The organism is Streptomyces sp. NPDC088794, from assembly GCF_044750545.1.
Lineage (GTDB): Bacteria > Actinomycetota > Actinomycetes > Streptomycetales > Streptomycetaceae > Streptomyces.
In genome coordinates, this window is record NZ_JBIVKB010000001.1 from 267,287 (window position 1) to 283,002 (window position 15,716).

At 71.4% G+C, this 15,716-nt stretch carries 17 protein-coding genes; 6 read left to right on the top strand and 11 right to left on the bottom strand.

The features are described 5' to 3' along the window. Positions 1–47: 47 nt before the first annotated feature. From ACIP6U_RS01290 to ACIP6U_RS01320, 7 genes are all read right to left on the bottom strand, one after another. A complete protein-coding gene (locus ACIP6U_RS01290) occupies positions 48–365 on the bottom strand; it encodes a hypothetical protein (RefSeq protein ID WP_401711155.1) in 318 nt (105 codons plus the stop codon). Then, positions 331–816, bottom strand: a complete 486-nt coding sequence (locus ACIP6U_RS01295) for a hypothetical protein (protein ID WP_401711158.1) — start codon at positions 814–816, stop codon at positions 331–333. The genes ACIP6U_RS01290 and ACIP6U_RS01295 overlap by 35 nt, the downstream gene beginning before the upstream one ends. After that, complete coding sequence (locus ACIP6U_RS01300) at positions 813–1,520, bottom strand: ABC transporter ATP-binding protein (protein ID WP_401711161.1); 708 nt, start codon at positions 1,518–1,520, stop codon at positions 813–815. Before ACIP6U_RS01300 ends, ACIP6U_RS01295 begins: the two co-directional genes overlap by 4 nt. Beyond that, the gene (locus tag ACIP6U_RS01305; RefSeq protein ID WP_401711164.1) at positions 1,517–2,227 is read right to left on the bottom strand and encodes an ABC transporter ATP-binding protein; all 711 of its coding nucleotides are present in this window, start codon (positions 2,225–2,227) and stop codon (positions 1,517–1,519) included. Before ACIP6U_RS01305 ends, ACIP6U_RS01300 begins: the two co-directional genes overlap by 4 nt. After that, the gene (locus ACIP6U_RS01310) at positions 2,208–4,319 is read right to left on the bottom strand and encodes an ABC transporter permease (protein ID WP_401711167.1); all 2,112 of its coding nucleotides are present in this window, start codon (positions 4,317–4,319) and stop codon (positions 2,208–2,210) included. Before ACIP6U_RS01310 ends, ACIP6U_RS01305 begins: the two co-directional genes overlap by 20 nt. Positions 4,320–4,328: 9 nt before the next feature. Continuing rightward, positions 4,329–5,717 carry an ABC transporter substrate-binding protein gene (locus ACIP6U_RS01315; RefSeq protein WP_401711170.1) on the bottom strand — a complete coding sequence of 463 codons (1,389 nt, stop codon included), beginning with the start codon at positions 5,715–5,717 and terminating at the stop codon, positions 4,329–4,331. A 102-nt stretch (positions 5,718–5,819) separates the two neighbouring features. Then, positions 5,820–7,274: an aldehyde dehydrogenase family protein gene (locus tag ACIP6U_RS01320; RefSeq protein WP_401711173.1), complete on the bottom strand. Its 1,455-nt coding sequence runs from the start codon at positions 7,272–7,274 to the stop codon at positions 5,820–5,822. A gap of 160 nt (positions 7,275–7,434) precedes the next feature. Here ACIP6U_RS01320 and ACIP6U_RS01325 point away from each other — a divergent pair, with 160 nt between their 5' ends. The 5 genes from ACIP6U_RS01325 (at position 7,435) to ACIP6U_RS01345 (ending at position 10,938) form a co-directional block, all read left to right on the top strand. Next, on the top strand, positions 7,435–7,899 hold the full coding sequence (locus ACIP6U_RS01325; RefSeq protein ID WP_401711176.1) for a pyridoxamine 5'-phosphate oxidase family protein: 465 nt from the start codon (positions 7,435–7,437) through the stop codon (positions 7,897–7,899). A gap of 115 nt (positions 7,900–8,014) precedes the next feature. Then, on the top strand, positions 8,015–8,587 hold the full coding sequence (locus ACIP6U_RS01330) for a carboxymuconolactone decarboxylase family protein (protein WP_401711179.1): 573 nt from the start codon (positions 8,015–8,017) through the stop codon (positions 8,585–8,587). Further along, the gene (locus tag ACIP6U_RS01335) at positions 8,577–9,050 is read left to right on the top strand and encodes a nuclear transport factor 2 family protein (protein WP_401711182.1); all 474 of its coding nucleotides are present in this window, start codon (positions 8,577–8,579) and stop codon (positions 9,048–9,050) included. Before ACIP6U_RS01330 ends, ACIP6U_RS01335 begins: the two co-directional genes overlap by 11 nt. Continuing rightward, positions 9,047–10,150, top strand: coding sequence for an acyl-CoA dehydrogenase family protein (locus tag ACIP6U_RS01340; protein WP_401711185.1), 1,104 nt, complete (start codon positions 9,047–9,049; stop codon positions 10,148–10,150). Before ACIP6U_RS01335 ends, ACIP6U_RS01340 begins: the two co-directional genes overlap by 4 nt. A gap of 2 nt (positions 10,151–10,152) precedes the next feature. Next, entirely contained in the window at positions 10,153–10,938 is a 786-nt protein-coding gene (locus ACIP6U_RS01345; protein WP_401711188.1) for an acyl-CoA dehydrogenase family protein, read from the top strand. Between the two features lie 37 nt (positions 10,939–10,975). Here ACIP6U_RS01345 and ACIP6U_RS01350 read toward each other — a convergent pair whose 3' ends face one another. Further along, entirely contained in the window at positions 10,976–11,683 is a 708-nt protein-coding gene (locus ACIP6U_RS01350; protein ID WP_401711191.1) for an SDR family NAD(P)-dependent oxidoreductase, read from the bottom strand. A 103-nt stretch (positions 11,684–11,786) separates the two neighbouring features. On the opposite strand from ACIP6U_RS01350, the gene ACIP6U_RS01355 reads away from it, so the two are divergent. Next, a complete protein-coding gene (locus ACIP6U_RS01355; RefSeq protein WP_401711194.1) occupies positions 11,787–12,626 on the top strand; it encodes a helix-turn-helix transcriptional regulator in 840 nt (279 codons plus the stop codon). A gap of 38 nt (positions 12,627–12,664) precedes the next feature. Here ACIP6U_RS01355 and ACIP6U_RS01360 read toward each other — a convergent pair whose 3' ends face one another. From ACIP6U_RS01360 to ACIP6U_RS01370, 3 genes are read right to left on the bottom strand one after another with little or no spacing between them, the layout of a single operon-like run. Further along, positions 12,665–13,447, bottom strand: a complete 783-nt coding sequence (locus tag ACIP6U_RS01360; RefSeq protein ID WP_401711197.1) for an enoyl-CoA hydratase — start codon at positions 13,445–13,447, stop codon at positions 12,665–12,667. 9 nt (positions 13,448–13,456) lie between these two features. After that, positions 13,457–14,632, bottom strand: coding sequence for an acyl-CoA dehydrogenase family protein (locus ACIP6U_RS01365; protein WP_401711200.1), 1,176 nt, complete (start codon positions 14,630–14,632; stop codon positions 13,457–13,459). After that, positions 14,616–15,614: an acyl-CoA dehydrogenase family protein gene (locus tag ACIP6U_RS01370; protein ID WP_401711203.1), complete on the bottom strand. Its 999-nt coding sequence runs from the start codon at positions 15,612–15,614 to the stop codon at positions 14,616–14,618. Before ACIP6U_RS01370 ends, ACIP6U_RS01365 begins: the two co-directional genes overlap by 17 nt. Positions 15,615–15,716 lie beyond the last annotated feature (102 nt).

Consider the following 15,716-nt stretch of genomic DNA (forward strand, 5'->3'; position numbering starts at 1 on the left):
GCGAAGTCCCTTTCAGGCGTGGGTCGTTCAGGTCTCCGGGGGGGAGTTCAGTCGGAGGCGGGGAGGGGTTTGGCGGCCTTGAGGGTCATGGGGACGCCGTCGCAGGCGAGTTCGCCGGTTCCGGGGCTGGTGCACAGCAGTTCCAGGGACTCTTCGGCGTCGACGTAGCGCTTGCCGAGGAGGGTGACCGGTGCGGCGCCGGTCGCGGGCCCGGGCGGCGCGGTAGTGGCGGGGACCATGGGGGCGCCGCCACAGGTCAGGGCCGGCCGGCGGTCGGCCGGGGCGCGGACGACCACCACCCGGGTGGTGCACACCGTGCTCGCGAGCTGGTCACCTGGGCGCAGCGTCGGTGCTGGTGAGGTCATGGTTCAGGTCCTTTTCGGCCGGGGGTCCGGGGGTTGTCCCCCGGGAAGGCACAGCACGCAGGCGGTCGGCGAGCACGGCGAGGTCGTAGGACTGGCGGGCCATCCAGAACCGCAGGAAGCCGGTGAGGGAGTAGCGCAGGAACAGCGCGGCGCCCACGACGGTGGCCGCGATCCCGCCGAGGCCGAGGGCCAGGGCGTCGCGCTGGTCGAGGGGGTTCTGGGTGGTGTGCGACAGGAAGTAGGCGGAGAGGGCCAGCACCAGTCCGAGGGCCATCAGGGTGCCGCCGAGGCGCAGCCAGAGGCCGGCCCGGGCGGCGGCCGGGTCCGGGATCCTGAGGTCGGCGAGTTCGCGGACGAAGCGGTCCGCGCGCGATTCGCCGTCCTGGGCGCGGGAGGTGCCGCCCTGGGCGCGTGGCTCGCCGTTCTGGGCGCGTGGCTCGGTGGGTGTCATGCGGAACTCCCCAGGTAGAGGGCGGACAGTTCGTCGCGCAGCCCGCCGTCGGGGCGGCCCTGGCGTTCGATGCGGCCCCGGACGAGGACGGCCGCGTGGTCGGCGATGCCGAGGACGGCGGACGCGAACTGCTCGACGACCAGGACGGCCACGCCCTGCCGGGCGATCTCGGCGACCTGCTCGTAGAGCCGGGAGACCACCAACGGAGCGAGTCCCATGGAGAGTTCGTCGAGGAGCAGCACGGCGGGGTCGGTGGCCAGGCCGCGGGCGAGGGCGAGCATCTGCTGTTCGCCGCCTGAGAGGGTGCCCGCCGCCTGGTGCGCGCGCTGTCCGAGGACGGGGAAGCGGGCGAAGGCGATCTCCTCGATCTGTTCGCGGGTGCGGCCGGTGAACGTCATCATCAGGAGGTTGTCGCGGACGGAGAGGTTGGGGAACACCCCGCGTCCCTCGGGGATCAGGCAGACCCCGGCGCGGGCGAGGTCGCGCGGGTCGGCGCCGGTCACCTCCCGTCCGCCCAGCAGGAGTTGGCCGGACTGGGCGGGGTGCAGGCCGGCGGCGACGCGCAGGGTGGTGGTCTTGCCGGCGCCGTTGGGGCCGAGCAGCGCCACGACCTGCCCGGCGCCGACGGTGAGGTCGACGCCGTGCAGGACGGTGATGCCCTCGTGGGCGGCGCGCATCCCGCGCAGTTCGAGAAGAGCGTTCACACGTCCCCCAGATAGGCGGCCAGCACGGTCTCGTCGTGGCGGATCAGGTCGGGTGGGCCGACCGCGATGACCTTGCCGAGGTCGAGCACGTAGACCTCGTCGCACACGCCCATGACCAGCCCCATGTCGTGCTCGACCAGGACGACCGCGGTGCCGTCCGCGGCGAGCGCGCGCAGCAGCGCCGCGAACCGCTCGGTCTCGTCGCCGTCCTGCCCGGCGGCGGGCTCGTCCAGGAGCAGCAGACCGGGGCGTACGGCCAGGGCGCGGCCGACCTCGACGAGGCGGGCCACGCCGGTGGGCAGGTTGTCGGCGCAGGTGTCGGCGACGGCCGACAGGCCCAGCCGGTCGAGCAGTTTGTCCGTCACTCGGTCGGCCCGGCGCCGTTCGGGACCGAGTTCCGCGGCGACGAGAAGGTTGTCCCGGACGCTCAACCGGCCGAAGAGTTCCAGGCGTTGGAAGGTGCGGGCCAATCCGTGCCGGCAGCGCCGGGCGGGCCCGAGCCGCGTCACGTCGCGCCCGCCCAGGACGACCCGGCCCGCCGCGGGCCTGCGCAGCCCCGAGACCACGTCGAACAGGGTGCTCTTCCCTGCCCCGTTGGGCCCGATGAGCCCGGTGACCCGGCCGCGCTCGGCGCTCATGCCGACGCCGTCCAGGGCGCGGTTGCCGCCGAAGGCGACGGTCACCCCGCTAACCTCCAGCAGTGCCACGGGTCAGCACCTCCCCGTCCTGCGCGCGCCAGGGACGTCGTACGCCCCACCACTCGACGGGTACGTCCGCCTCGGCCTTGGGCGCCTGGCGTGCGGCGGCCCAGGCGCGCAGGACGGAGGCCACGACCAGCGAACCGATCAGGAACGTCCAGCCGTTGATGACGTCGGTCAGTCGCAACACCCAGCCCAGCACCAGGACCGCGAGGAGCGTCGGCAGGGCGATCCGGTCGCGGCCCAGTGGGTTCCACTCGCGGCGGAAGCGGGAGACCAGGCCCTCGGGGTTGTGGCCGAGGCCCATGCCGGCCAGGGCGGGCAGGACGGTGACGATGTTCTGCGTCCAGGAGGCCAGGCCGATGAGGATGTTCGGGCCGATGTAGGCGGTCCCGGCGAACAGGCCGTTGCCGACCGCGCCGAGGCCGCCGATGACGGCGACCAGGAAGATCGGCAGTCCGGCGACGAGGTTGAACTGCTCTGCGGTGATGGACCGTTGCTGCATCCCGTAGAGCGCGCCGCCGAGTCCCGCGATGCCGGCGGACAGCGCGAACACGAGGACCTTGGTCACCAGCAGGTTGCCGCCGAGCGTGGCGTACGCGGCCTCGCTGTCACGCAGGGCGATCAGCCGCCGGCCGAAGCCGCCGCTGCGCAGCCGGGCGACGGCGAGCGAGGCGAGGCCCAGGCAGATGGCGGCGAGGACCATGAGGTCGGCCGCCGAGTCCAGTCGTAGGCCGAGGAGTTGGGGTCCCGCCATCTCCACCGAGCCCTGGTCGAACAGGGAGATGTGCACTCCGGCGAGGTCGAAGGCGGGCAGGGTGAAGATCCACCGGTCCAGGACCACGGCGACCGCGGCCGTGCCCAGGGCCAGATAGACGCCCGAGAACCGCAGTGCGGGCACCGCGATCAGCGCCCCGACGGCGGCGGACACGGCGATCGCGGCGGCCAGTGCCCACAGTTGGCCGTGGCCGCCGAGGTGGCCCCAGACGACCGCGCCGATGCCGGCCATGCTGAGCTGGCACAGGGAGATCTGTCCCGCGTACCCGGCCAGCGGTACGTACGACAGGGCGACGATGCCGAGCGAGAAGATCGGCCCGTACGTCACGAGGTCGGATTCGTCGAGCACGGAGGCGAGGACGACCGCGAACAGGACGGTCGAGGCGGCGAAGACGAGGGTGCCGCGCGGGCTCGGCGCGGGCACCTGCACCAGCCGCCGGTCGCGGCCGCGCAGCCGGGGGTGCGGGAAGCAGAGCAGGGCGAGGAAGAGGAGCAGGGCGGGGGCGGCGAGGCGGAGGCCTGGCAGGTAGTCGTTCTGCGGGAGGTAGCCGGTCAGATAGCTCTCCAGGCAGCCGACGACGACCGCGCCGACGAAGGTGAACGGCAGGCTGCGCAGCCTGCCGAAGACGGCCGCGGTGTAGGCGCTGACGATCAGGAGGGAGAGCTGGGAGGCGTCGAGGGCGACCGTCGGGGCGATCAGGATGCCGCCGATCGCGGCGAGTTGGGTGCCGAGGATCCAGGCGACGCGGCTGGCCCGGACCGGGTCGGCGCCGGTGAGTTGCACGAGGGCCCGGTCGTCGACGGTGGCGCGCATCTCGGCGCCGGTGCGGGTGCGGTTGAGCACGAACCACAGGCCGGCGGCGACCAGCAGGGCGACGGTCATGGTGAGGGCCTGGTGCCAGGTGACGGTCGCCGGACCGATGTGGAACGGCTCCCGGTCGGCGAAGAACACGGAGAGCGGGCGCGGGACGTTGGGGTCCCAGATCCAGCGGGCGGCGGCGATGGCGCCGCTGAGCAGCGCCACCGTCATCACCAGCCGTTCGGCCTCGCCGAGCCGTTGCACGGGCCGCATCAAAACGCGTTCGACGGCGAGGCCGAAGCCGGGGGCGAGCACCAGCAGGACGAGGACCAGGGCGACCGGCACGGGCCAGCCCCAGCCGACGGTGAACTGCCAGTAGCAGAACGCCGCCAGCATGCCGGCCGCCCCGTGCGCGAAGTTGAACACGCCGGTGGTGACGTAGGTGAGGACCAGCCCGCTGCCGATCACCGCGTAGATGGCCGCGGTGCTCAGGCCGACGATCCCGAAGGTGAGGAACTGCTCCATCAGGTCACGTCACTTCACGTCGCTCATGCTCTTGCCGACGTCGGCGAGGGTGAGGGGCTTGCCGTAGTCGCCCTTGAACTCGTAGGCGGGCTCGTCGCAGCGGTAGGCGCCGTCGTTGGGCGCGAAGTCGGCGGGCTCCCAGCCCTTCGATGTGGCCTTCTCGATGTTGAAGCAGGTCAGCGGCGCGTCCGGCTTCGACAGGTCGACCGGGGCGAGGAGTCCCCCGCCGGTCCATGAACTCTCCTTGCGGGCCGCCTCGTAGACACAGGTGCGGGTCAGCTTGTCGCCGCAGGAGGCCGCCGCCTTGGCGAACAGCAGCCAGGCCGCGAAGCCGCGCGTGCCGGGAAGAGTGATCTGCGCCTTGGGGACGTACTGCTTGTAGAGGGCGACGAGTTGCTCGGTCGCCGGGTTGTCCGCGGCCTTCTCCAGCGGGTGGACCCCGCTGAGATCGGCGAGGTTGTTCTGGTAGTCGAGGGACTTGCCGGCGAGTTGGAGGAAGGCGGAGTTGTAGGCGTTGTTGTTGGCGTCGATCCAGTCGAGCTTGTAGTCCATGCCGGTGAGGATCTGTTCCAGCTTGGACAGGCTCGCGAAGTCCCCCAGGAAGACGAGGCCCTTGACGCCCTTGCTCTTGATGGACTGCGCGTAGGGCGTCCAGTCGGAGACTCCGGCGGCCGGGTAGAGGTCGTGGTACGTGATCTTCGCGCCGGCGGCCTTGAGGCTCTCCTGGGCCCTGGCGTCGATGACCTTGCTCACCGCGGCGTCGCCCGCGATGGTGCCGACGGCTCCCGCGGACTTGGGGTAGGCGGTCTTGAGCAGCCACTGGTAGTAGCCGGGGTAGCGGTCGTAGGAAGCGCCGCCGGTCTCGTTGAGCTGGAGGTCGGAGCCCTGGTTCTGGATCTGGCTGACCTGGGCGGGGAAGTCGGGCAACAGACACTTCAGGCGGTCCTGCACACCGAGGGCGTCCAGCGCGGAGCCGCCGCCGACGAGTGCGAAGTCGGACTTGCACGCCTCCAGCATCCGCTGGCGGACCTCCATCAGCTTGGAGTCGCGGGTGGTGGCGACGAGCTTGCGGCCGTTGATGCCGCCCGCCGCGTTGCACCAGGAGGTGAACACCTTGGCGGTGTCGACGAATTCGGAGTTCTTGGTGAAGCCGACGTCGGAGAAGACACCGACGTCGATGGAGTCGGCGGTGACACCCTGGGCGGTCGCGCTCTTCGCGTCGCCGGGGCCGCACACACTCTTCAGGTCGCCGAAGTCGCCGGACGTCGCCTGCTGCGCGGCCTTCGTGGGCGACGGCTCGCTGTCGCTCTCGTCGCCGGCGCTGTCGTGGCCGCCGCAACCGGCCACGGCGAGCAGCGCGCTCACCGCGAGCGCGACGGGGATTGCCTTGACTCTCACAGGTGGTGCCTCCTCGGTGGTGTCCCCGAACTGCCGATCTCCCCGAACCGCCGATCTCTCTGAACCGCCGGTGACCTCGAACTGCCGCGCGGACGAGGGGCGTTACCGCTCCACCACGGCAAAGGTCTTGAGCTCCAGGAACTCCTCCAGGCCCGCCACACCCATCTCCCGGCCGATACCGGACTGCTTGAAGCCGCCGAACGGGGCGTCGGCGGCGAAGTAGTTGCCCCCGTTGATGCTGAAGGTGCCGCTGCGGATCCGCCGGGCCACGGCGGTCGCCCGCTCGTCGTCGGCGCCGAGCACCGCGCCGGACAGCCCGTACACCGAGTCGTTGGCGATCCGGACGGCGTCGTCCTCGTCCTCGTAGGGGATGACGGCGAGCACCGGTCCGAAGACCTCCTCCTGGGCGATCTCGGCGCGGGGGTCGACGCCGGCGAGCAGCGTCGGCTCGTAGAAGAAGCCCTCGCGGTCGGCGGGTCGGCCGCCGGTGACCAGGCGGGCCCCGTCGGCGACGGCGCGTTCGACCATGGCGTGCACCTTGGTGCGCTGCTTCTCGCTGATCAGGGGGCCCATGTGGGTGGCCGGGTCGCCGGGGTCGCCGTACTTGACCTTGCCGAGCATGGCGGCGACCAGGCCGACCATCTCGTCGTGCCGGTCGCGCGGGACGAGGAGCCGGGAGGTGAGCGCGCAGCCCTGTCCGGAGTGGGAGCAGATGGTGAACGCGGCGAAGACCGCGGCGTTCGCGAGGTCGGCGTCGTCCAGCACGATCATGGCCGACTTGCCGCCGAGCTCCAGGAAGACCCGCTTCAGCGTGCCCGCGGCGGCGGCCATGATCGCCTTGCCGACCGGGGTCGACCCGGTGAAGGTGACCATGTCGATGTCGGGGTGCGTGGTGAGGAGTTGGCCGGTCTCGGGCCCGGCGGAGGTGAGGATGTTGACGACGCCCGCGGGGATGTCGGTCCGCTCGGCGATGATCCGGCCGAGCGCGAGGGTCGTCCACGGGGTGTCCGGGGCGCCTTTGAGTACGACGGTGCAGCCCGCGGCCAGAGCGGGGGCGAGCTTGGCGAGAGCGAGCTGGTTGGGGAAGTTGTACGGCAGGATCGCGGCGACCACTCCGGCCGCCCCCTTCTCCACCCAACGGCGATGGCGCCCGCCGCGGATCTCGGCGATGCCCAACTCCTCCTGGAACGCGTAGCCTTCGAGCAGGTCGGCGTAGTACCTGACCATCTCGATCGGCTCGTCGAGCTGTGCTCCGCGGGTCAGCTGGCGGGGTGCTCCGACCTCCGCGATGGTCAACTCCCGCAGTTCCTCGCGGTGTTCGTGCAGCGCGTCGTAGAGCTGGCGCAGGCAGCGCAGCCGCAGATCGCGGTCGCGCATCCAGTCGGTCGTGTCGAACGCGCGGCGCGCGGCCGCGACGGCCGTCTCGACATGGCCGGTCCCCGCGTCGGATGCCGTCCCCAGCACCTTCCCGGTGGACGGATCGACGGTTTCGAAGGTGCGCCCCGCGTGCACGAGTTCCCCGTCGATCAACAGCCGGTCCTCATGGAAAAGACTCACGGCTCCCCATCTCTTCTGGGTGTGTCTGGTCCTGCCTCGGTCCTGTCTTGCGGTCCTGCCTTGCCACGGCCCTGCCTGCGGTGGAAAGTAGCTTCTCGCCAGAGGAGAAGCAACCTGTCGCGCAGGAGAATTAGGCATTCACACAAGAGGGGGAGGAATCATGCCCGGTCAACGCAGGGGGACCGCCATCGCCATGTCCGAGGAGGAGCGGGACGCCTTTCTGCGCTCCCAGCCCGTCTGCCGCGTCGCCACCGTGGGCCCCGGCGGACATCCGCACGCCGGCGCCCTGTGGTTCGTCTGGGACGGCACGGCGCTGTGGCTCAACTCGCTGACCCGCAGCCGGCGCTGGACCGACCTGGGCCGCGACCCGCGCGTGAGCGTGCTGGTCGACGACGGCGGCTTCGACTTCCTGCGGCTGCGCGGCGTCGAGCTGCTGGGCAGCGCGGAGGTCGTCGGCGAGGTCCCCCGCAAGGGTGTGCCGACACCCGAACTCGACTCCCCCGAGCGGCTCTTCGCGGACAAGTACTCGGGCGGCGGCGACTTCCGCCACGACGGCCGGCACGGCTGGCTGCGCCTGCGCCCGGAGAAGATCGTCAGTTGGGACTTCGGCAAGCTGCGCGCCTGACGGTTGACGCCACCGCCACTCGATGAAAACCTGACACCCACAATGCGAGAATCTAATTCTCACCGACTGTGCTTCTCGCGATTCTCACCAGGACACCGACGTCGAGGGAGTCCACATGCCGCCTCGCCTGCCCCCACTGCCCGACGACGAGTGGGACGAGCGGACGCGCGAGGCGCTGGCCGCCCTGCTCCCCCGCCCCATGCGCACCGCGGAGGGGGCGGGCAACGCCCTCTCCGTCCTGGCCCGCCACCCCGAACTGACCTCGCGCTTCCTGCCGTTCAGCACCTACGTCCTGATGCACTCGACGCTGCCTCCGCGCCTGCGCGAGCTGGTGGTCCTGCGCGTCGCCAAGCGCCGGAACTGCGCGTACGAGTGGGCCCATCACCAACATCTCGCCGAGGAGGCCGGGCTGACCGAGGCCGAGATCGAGGCGGCCGGGCAGGGCAAGTCGGCCGAGCCGCTGGACGCCCTGGTCCTCACCGCCGTGGACGAGTTGGAGGACGCCTCCGCCCTGTCGGACGGCACGTGGGCCGGGCTGGCCGAGCACCTCGACGAACAGCAGCGGATGGACCTGGTGTTCACCGTGGGGGCGTACGCCCTGATGTCCATGGCCTTCAACACCTTCGGCATCCGCCCCGAGGACGACGCGCGCGAACGTGCGGAGAGAAGGAGGGCCCGTGACCACTGACCACGCCACCGCCGACCATGCGCGGAACTCCGCCGGCGACCAGGTGCGGGACATCACCGACGACCTCGTGGGGATCGAGCAGCTCCTCGCCCGCTACGCGGTGACCATCACCCGCGGCGACATGGACGGACTCCTCGCGGTCTTCACCCCCGACGGCACCTACAGCGCCTTCGGCGACACCTACCCCCTGGCCGATTTCCCGGATCTGGTCGCCGCCGCGCCCAAGGGCCTGTTCCTCACGGCCACACCCGCCGTCGAGCTGAACGGCGACACGGCGACCGGCACCCAACCCCTGTGCTTCGTCGACCAGTCCACGCACGACATGCGGATCGGCTACTACAACGACACCTATGTACGGACGCCGGAGGGCTGGCGGCTGCGGACACGGGCCATGACGTTCATCCGGCGCAGCGGGGCCCACGACTCGGGGCGCCCGCACGCCTTCCGGCGTCCCGCCGTATGAGCGACTTCCCGACCACCGCGAACTTCCGCGCCGCGCTGCGGACCTGGCTCGACGAACACGACCTGTCCCCCGGCCCCGACCACTCCCTGGACGCGCAGGTCGCGCAGTTGGAGCGGGTGCGGCGGGCGCTGTTCGACGCGGGCTGGATGCGGTACGGCTGGCCCGAGGAGGTCGGCGGGCTCGGCGGACCGGCCGCGTTCCGGGCGGTGCTGGGCGAGGAGGTGGCCACGCGCGGCCTCGCCGAGCCCGGCATCTACTCCATGGTCGAGGTCCTCACCCCGACCCTGATCTCGTACGCCCGTCCCGAACTCGCCGCCGAAATGGTGCCGTTGCTGCTCGGCGGCCGGGAGCAGTGGTGCCAGGGCTTCTCCGAACCGGGCTCCGGAAGTGACCTCGCGTCCCTGACCACGCGCGCCGTGCCCCGCGAGGACGGCGCCTGGGTGGTCACCGGCCAGAAGGTCTGGACGAGCCTGGCGCAGTACGCGGCCCGCTGTGTCCTGCTCACGCGCACCGCACCCGGCCACGACGGCATCACCGCCTTCTTCGTCGACATGGACACCCCGGGCATCACGGTCCGCCCGCTGCGCACGATGCACGGCGTCGACGAGTTCGCGGAGGTCTTCCTCGACGACGTGGTGGTGCCCGCCGACCGGATGCTCGGCCGCCCCGGCGACGGCTGGCGCCTGGCCATGGACCTGCTCCCGCACGAACGCTCCACCTGCTTCTGGCACCGCGTCGCCCATCTCTACACGCGCCTGGACCGACTGCTCACCGAAACGGACCCCCCGGACGATGCCGCTCTTGGCGCCGCGTATCTCGCCCTCCACACCGTCCGCTGTCGCTCGCACGCGACCCAGCGCCGGTTGGCGGCGGGCGCGCGGCTCGGCCCGGAGACCTCCGTGGACAAGGTGCTGCTGGCCACGGCGGAGCAGCGGTTGTTCGACACGGCACGGGACCTGCTGCCGGGCACGCTGGAGCTGACCGACTCGCCGTGGCGCTCGGAGTACCTCTACTCCCGCGCGGCGACCATCTACGGCGGTACCGCCGAGATCCAGCGCAACATCATCGCCCGCCGGCTGCTCGAGCTGGGGAGGGAGTGACCGTGGACCCCGCCGAGGTGGAACTGCTGTCCGAGACACTCCGCAAGACGATGACCACGACGCCACCGGGCCCGACTCTCGACACGGCGCTGGCCGAGTTGGGCTGGGCCGAGCTGCTGGCGGAGTTCCCCGGCGTGGCGATTACGGGGGTGTTCCGGCTGTTGGGTGAGACGGGGGCGCATGCGTCGGTGCTCGTCCACGTGGTGGGTGCGGAGACGCTGCCGTACGCGGGTGGTCGGTGGGTGGTGTGGTCGCGGGACGGTGCGGCTGCCGGCTCGGGGCTCGACGAGGAACTGCCGTTGCGGTTGGCCGACCCCGGTGCGGCCGGTGCGGAGGGCCCCCTCCCGGTGGAGCGACTCGCCGCGGGCCGTCGTGCCGTCGGCTGGTGGTTGCTCGGCACCGGGCGGGCGATGCTCGGCCTGGCCCGGACGCATGTCCTGGACCGGGTGCAGTTCGGCCGGCCCCTCGCGTCCTTCCAGGCCGTACGGCACCGGCTCGCGGAGACGCTCGTCGCGCTGGAGGGCGCCGAGGCGACCCTCGTCGCCGCCGCCGATCCGCTCGGCTCGCTGCTCGCCAAGGCCGCGGCCGGGGAGGCGGCGCTGACCGCCGCCCGGCACTGTCAGCAGGTGCTGGGCGGCATCGGATTCACCGCCGAGCACCCGCTGCACCGGCAGGTCCGGCGGGCCCTCGTCCTGGACGGGTTGCTGGGCAGCGCGCGGGAGCTGACGCGGGAGGCCGGGGCGGTGCTCCGGGCAGAGGGCTCGGCGCCCCGGTTGGTTCAGCTGTGAGGTGTCCCGTCGGCTCGGCTGAGCGGTGTCCCGCCGCTCACCAGGGCAGGGGCCCCTTGGCGTCGAAGTAGCCGCCGGTCGGTCCGTCCGGGCCGACCTGGGCCATGCGGACGATGATCTCGGCGCCCTGCTCGACGGTCTGTGTCCCCGTGTTGCCGTTGAGGTCCGTCTTCGTGAAGCCGGGCTCCACGGCGTTGATCCGGATCTCCGGGAACGCCTTCGCGTACTGCACGGTGATCATGTTGACCGCGGCCTTGGACGACGGGTAGGCGACGCCGAGGTAGAAGGCGGCGGGCGACTCCGGGTCGGCGAGAGTCGAGATGGAGGCCAGGCCGCTGCTGAGGTTGACCACGACGGGCGCGGCCGAGCGGCGCAGCAGCGGCAGGAACGCGCGCGTGACGCGTACGACGCCGAAGACGTTCGTCTCGAACAGGGTGCGCATCTGGTCGGCGGTGACGTCGGCCGGGCCGATGATCACGTTGTTCTCGCCGCGGCCCTCGATGCCCGCGTTGTTGATCAGTACGTCGAGCCCGCCGTCCGCCTCGACGGCCTTGGCCGCGGCTTCGACGGAGGCGTCGTCGGTGACGTCGAGCTGGACGAACCGCGCGCCCAGCTGTTCGGCGGCCCGACGCCCGCGGGTCGCGTCCCGGCTGCCGATGTACACGGTGTGACCTGCGGCGATGAGCCGGCGGGCGGCCTCGAAGCCGAGGCCCTTGTTCGCTCCGGTGATGAGTGTTGTCGTCATGTCCTCCAGCGTGCGACGCGGCGGCGCGGTCAGCCAGACGTACCTGCTTCCTGGGACTGCGGGTACCAGGCACGGGCCCGGCGGACGGTGTTCACTGGACGACATGACGGCGACGGAACTGGGGCAGGCACTGCGCCGCTGGCGCGACCGGGTCTCCCCCGAGTCCGCCGGGCTGCCGGCCGGCGGACACCGACGCGCGGCCGGGCTGCGGCGCGAGGAGCTGGCGCTGCTGGCGGGCATCTCGGCCGACTACATCACGCGCCTGGAACAGGGCCGGTCGACCAACCCCTCGGCGCAGGTCGTCGAGGCGTTCGCCCGCGCGCTGCGGCTGTCGGGGGACGAGCGGGCGTTCCTGTTCCGGCTGGCCGGCCTGGTGCCGCCGGGCCCGGAGACGGTTCCCGCGTACATCACCCCGAGCGTCCAGCGTCTGCTGGACCGGCTCGTCAACACCCCGGTCGGCGTCTACGACGCGGGCTGGACCCTGCTGCTCGCCAACCCCATGTACGCGGCGCTGATGGGCGACCCGTCCGGCCGACGCGGCTTCGAACGCAACGGGGTCTGGCGCAACTTCCTCGGCCCCGGCTCCCGGGTCCGGCACACCCCGCGGGAGCTGGCGGACTTCCAGACCGCCATCGTCTCGGAACTGCGCGCGGCGACCGTCCGCTATCCCGCCGATCCCCAACTACAGCGCCTCGTAACGGAGTTGCGTACCAACAGTCCCCGCTTCGCCGAACTGTGGGAGTCGGGTGCCGTCGCCCGCAACGAGGGTTCGCGCAAGGTCGTCGACCATCCGCAGGTGGGCGCCCTCACCCTCGACTGCGACATCCTCAACGTCTCGGGCAACGACCTGCACCTGATGATCTACACGGCGGAGCCGGGCACCGAGGACGCGGAGAAGCTGGCGCTGCTCGGCGTCCTGGGCACCCAGAGCCTGGTCGGCTAGTCAACTCGGGCTGCGGCGCACCCCTTTCCTCATGCGGCTCAGCGCAGCTTCTCCTTCATCTCGTCCAGCTTCGCCAGGATCGGATAGCCGCTGACGCTCAGCGCGTTGCCGTGACCGGTCTGGTGGACGTCGAAGACCGACTGGATCGCCGCGTAGAAACCCTGCACGTCCTGGGTCTGGTTGACGGCCCGCTTGGCCTGGCGCAGACCGAAGGACGGCATCTGGGCGATCTGCTCGGCCAGTTCACGGGCTTCGGTATCCAACTGGTCCCGTGGCACGACCCTGTTGACCATGCCGACCCGCTCGGCCTCGTCCGCGGTCAGGGGCCGGCCGGTGAAGAGGATCTCCTTGGCCTTGCGCGGACCCAACTCCCAGGTGTGGCCGTGGTATTCGACCCCCCCGATGCCCATCGTGACGACGGGGTCGGAGAAGAGGGCGTCGTCTGCGGCCACGATCAGGTCGCAGGGCCAGCACAGCATCAGTCCGCCCGCGATGCAGCGGCCCTGGACGGCGGCGATCGACGGCTTCGGGACGTTGCGCCAGCGCAGCGTGTACTCCAGGTACCGGCGGTTCTCGGCCCGGTAGATCCACTCCAGGGTGATCTCGTTCGGGGCCGGCCAGCGGTCCTTGAGGTCGTGCCCGGCAGAGAAGTGTCTGCCCTCGGCGCGCAGCACGATCACCTTCACGTCCTCGTCCTCGGCGGCCCGCGTCCAGGCGGCGTCGAGTTCGTCGAGCAGCGCCGCGTTCTGGGCGTTGGCGACCTCGGGCCGGTTCAGAGTGAGGGTCGCGATGCGGTCCTTGGTCTCGTACAGGATGTGCACGGCGGCTCCTCAGCCTCGGGGCAGACCGAGCACGCGCTCGGCGATGATCGTGCGCTGGATCTCGGACGTACCGCCGGCGATGGTGCCGCCGAAGCTGCGCGCGTACCGGTGGAACCAGCTGGCGGAGTTGTCGTCGAAACTCATGTGGTGGTACGGCGCGGTCGGCGCCGGATGGTCTAGGCCGTCGGGCCCGCTCGCCTCCAGGACACGTTCCAGGGCGCGTTGGGAGGCCTCCGAGCCCAGCACCTTCAGCACGGACAGGGCCGGTACGTCCTGTTCGCCGCGGGCGGCCCGGGCCAGCGCCGCCGAGCCGAGCAGGCGCAGCGCCTGAAGGTCCATGACGAGGGTGGCGTACCAGTCCTTCTCCAGCGCGTCGGTGGGCGTGAAGTCCCGCAGGACGTCGCCCATGCGCTCGGCCTCGCCCAGCCACATCAGGGTGCGCTCGTGTCCGAGCGAGCCGTTGGCGACCCGCCAGCCCTGGTTGAGCGGTCCGAGGAGGTTCTCGGCGGGCACGTGGACGTCCTCGAAGAACACCTCGTTGAAGTCCGTGTCCTCGCGTCCGGTGTAGGAGGCGAAGGGGCGGCGCGTCACGCCGGGTGTGTCGGTGGGGATCACCAGCACGCTGATGCCCTTGTGCTTGGGGGCGTCGGGGTCGGTGCGGACGAAGGTGAGGAGCACGTCGGCGTCGTGCGCGCCGGACGTCCACACCTTCTGTCCGTCGACGACGAAGTGATCACCCGTCAACTCGGCCCGGGTGCGCAGGGATGCGAGGTCCGAACCGGCACCCGGTTCGCTCATGCCGAGCGCGGCGGTGATCTCGGCGCGCAGGATGGGCACGGCCCACCGGTGCTTCTGCTCGTCCGTGCCGAAGGAGAGCAATGAGGCGGCGATGATGCCGACGCCCTGCGGGTTGAAGCTGTGGCAGATACGACGCCGGGACAGCTCTTCGAGATGGACGTACTGCTGGATGACGCTCGCGTCGCGTCCGCCGAACTCGGGGGAGTTGCCCGGCAGCAGCCACCCCTCGTCGAACTGAAGTCGCTGCCAGCGGGCGGCCCATTCGGGGACGTGTCCGGTGGAGCGGGAGCGCTCGGTGGCCTCCGCCTCGGCGGGGAGGTTGGCCGCCAGGAACTCCGCGAACTCGGCGCGGAAGGCCTCGACTTCGGGGTCAAAGGTCAGTCGCATGGAACTCCTCGGCTATCCGCGCCCGGTGGGCGGCGGCACCCCCGAGCATCAACTCGCCCGCCTTGGCCCGCTTGATCGCGAACTGCAGGTCGTTCTCCCAGGTGTGGCCCATCGCGCCGAACAGCTGCACGGCGTTGCGGAACACCAGCGCCTGGCACTCCCCCGCCGCCGCCTTGGCCATCGAGGCGGCCGACCGGCGCCGTGGGTCGTCGGCGGCGATCGTCAGTGCCGCGTAGTAGGCGAGCGCGCGGGCCCGTTCGATCGCCACGTGCATGTCGGCCGCCTTGTGCTGCACGGCCTGGAACGACCCGATGGGGGCGTCGAACTGGTGCCGGGTGCGGGCGTGGTCGAGCACCAGGTCGAGGGCGCGGGCACACGCGCCGACCATGGTCAGGGCCAGTCCGGTGAGCGCGATGTGCCGGGCGGCCTCCGGGTCGGCGGGGCTGCGGTCCGCCCCGGTGACCCGGACGCCCGGGAAGGCGACCTCGGCGATGTGCAGGACGGGATCGAGGACGGCGGTGCGTACGGCGGTCACCTCACTCGCGGGTACGACGAAGACGCCCGCTTCGGTGACCACGGCGAACCGCTCGGCACGGTCGCCGTCCAGCACGTGCCGTGCGGTGCCCTCCAGCAGCCAGCCGCCGCCGTCGGGGCGGGAGGTGACTCCGGCATGGACGGCGGCGCCGGGACTGCCCGAGGCGCCGAACCCCGGTGCGAGCGGGGTGAATTGGGTCAGCGTCGCCAGGTACGGCGTCGGGTCGGTGGCCCGGCCCAGCTCCTCCAGGACGATCGCCAGCTCGACCAGGTCCGCCGGATCGGTCAGCTCCGTCCAGCCGAGATCGACGTAGACCCGCCAGAGCGGACCGGGGTCGGCTCCGGCGTCGGCGACGGCACGCACCAGCGTCGGCGGGCACTCCTTGAGCACGGCCTTGTGCACCGTGTCCCGCCACAGCCGCTGTTCGGCGTCGAACTCAAACAGCATCCGACCCTCCGGGATTGAGAATGTGATTCTCTCTCTAGGGAATTAACAGTCTCCCCCACCCACCCGGAGGTGTCCAGCCTGGACGCAGGCTCCTTGTCGATA

Coding starts and splice junctions, on each gene's coding strand:
- ACIP6U_RS01290 (WP_401711155.1), bottom strand. CDS start 365: ATGACCTCACCAGCACCGACGCTGCGCCCAGGTGACCAGCTCGCGAGC.
- ACIP6U_RS01295 (WP_401711158.1), bottom strand. CDS start 816: ATGACACCCACCGAGCCACGCGCCCAGAACGGCGAGCCACGCGCCCAG.
- ACIP6U_RS01310 (WP_401711167.1), bottom strand. CDS start 4,319: ATGGAGCAGTTCCTCACCTTCGGGATCGTCGGCCTGAGCACCGCGGCC.
- ACIP6U_RS01325 (WP_401711176.1), top strand. CDS start 7,435: ATGCCCGGTCAACGCAGGGGGACCGCCATCGCCATGTCCGAGGAGGAG.
- ACIP6U_RS01330 (WP_401711179.1), top strand. CDS start 8,015: ATGCCGCCTCGCCTGCCCCCACTGCCCGACGACGAGTGGGACGAGCGG.
- ACIP6U_RS01340 (WP_401711185.1), top strand. CDS start 9,047: ATGAGCGACTTCCCGACCACCGCGAACTTCCGCGCCGCGCTGCGGACC.
- ACIP6U_RS01350 (WP_401711191.1), bottom strand. CDS start 11,683: ATGACGACAACACTCATCACCGGAGCGAACAAGGGCCTCGGCTTCGAG.
- ACIP6U_RS01355 (WP_401711194.1), top strand. CDS start 11,787: ATGACGGCGACGGAACTGGGGCAGGCACTGCGCCGCTGGCGCGACCGG.
- ACIP6U_RS01365 (WP_401711200.1), bottom strand. CDS start 14,632: ATGCGACTGACCTTTGACCCCGAAGTCGAGGCCTTCCGCGCCGAGTTC.
- ACIP6U_RS01370 (WP_401711203.1), bottom strand. CDS start 15,614: ATGCTGTTTGAGTTCGACGCCGAACAGCGGCTGTGGCGGGACACGGTG.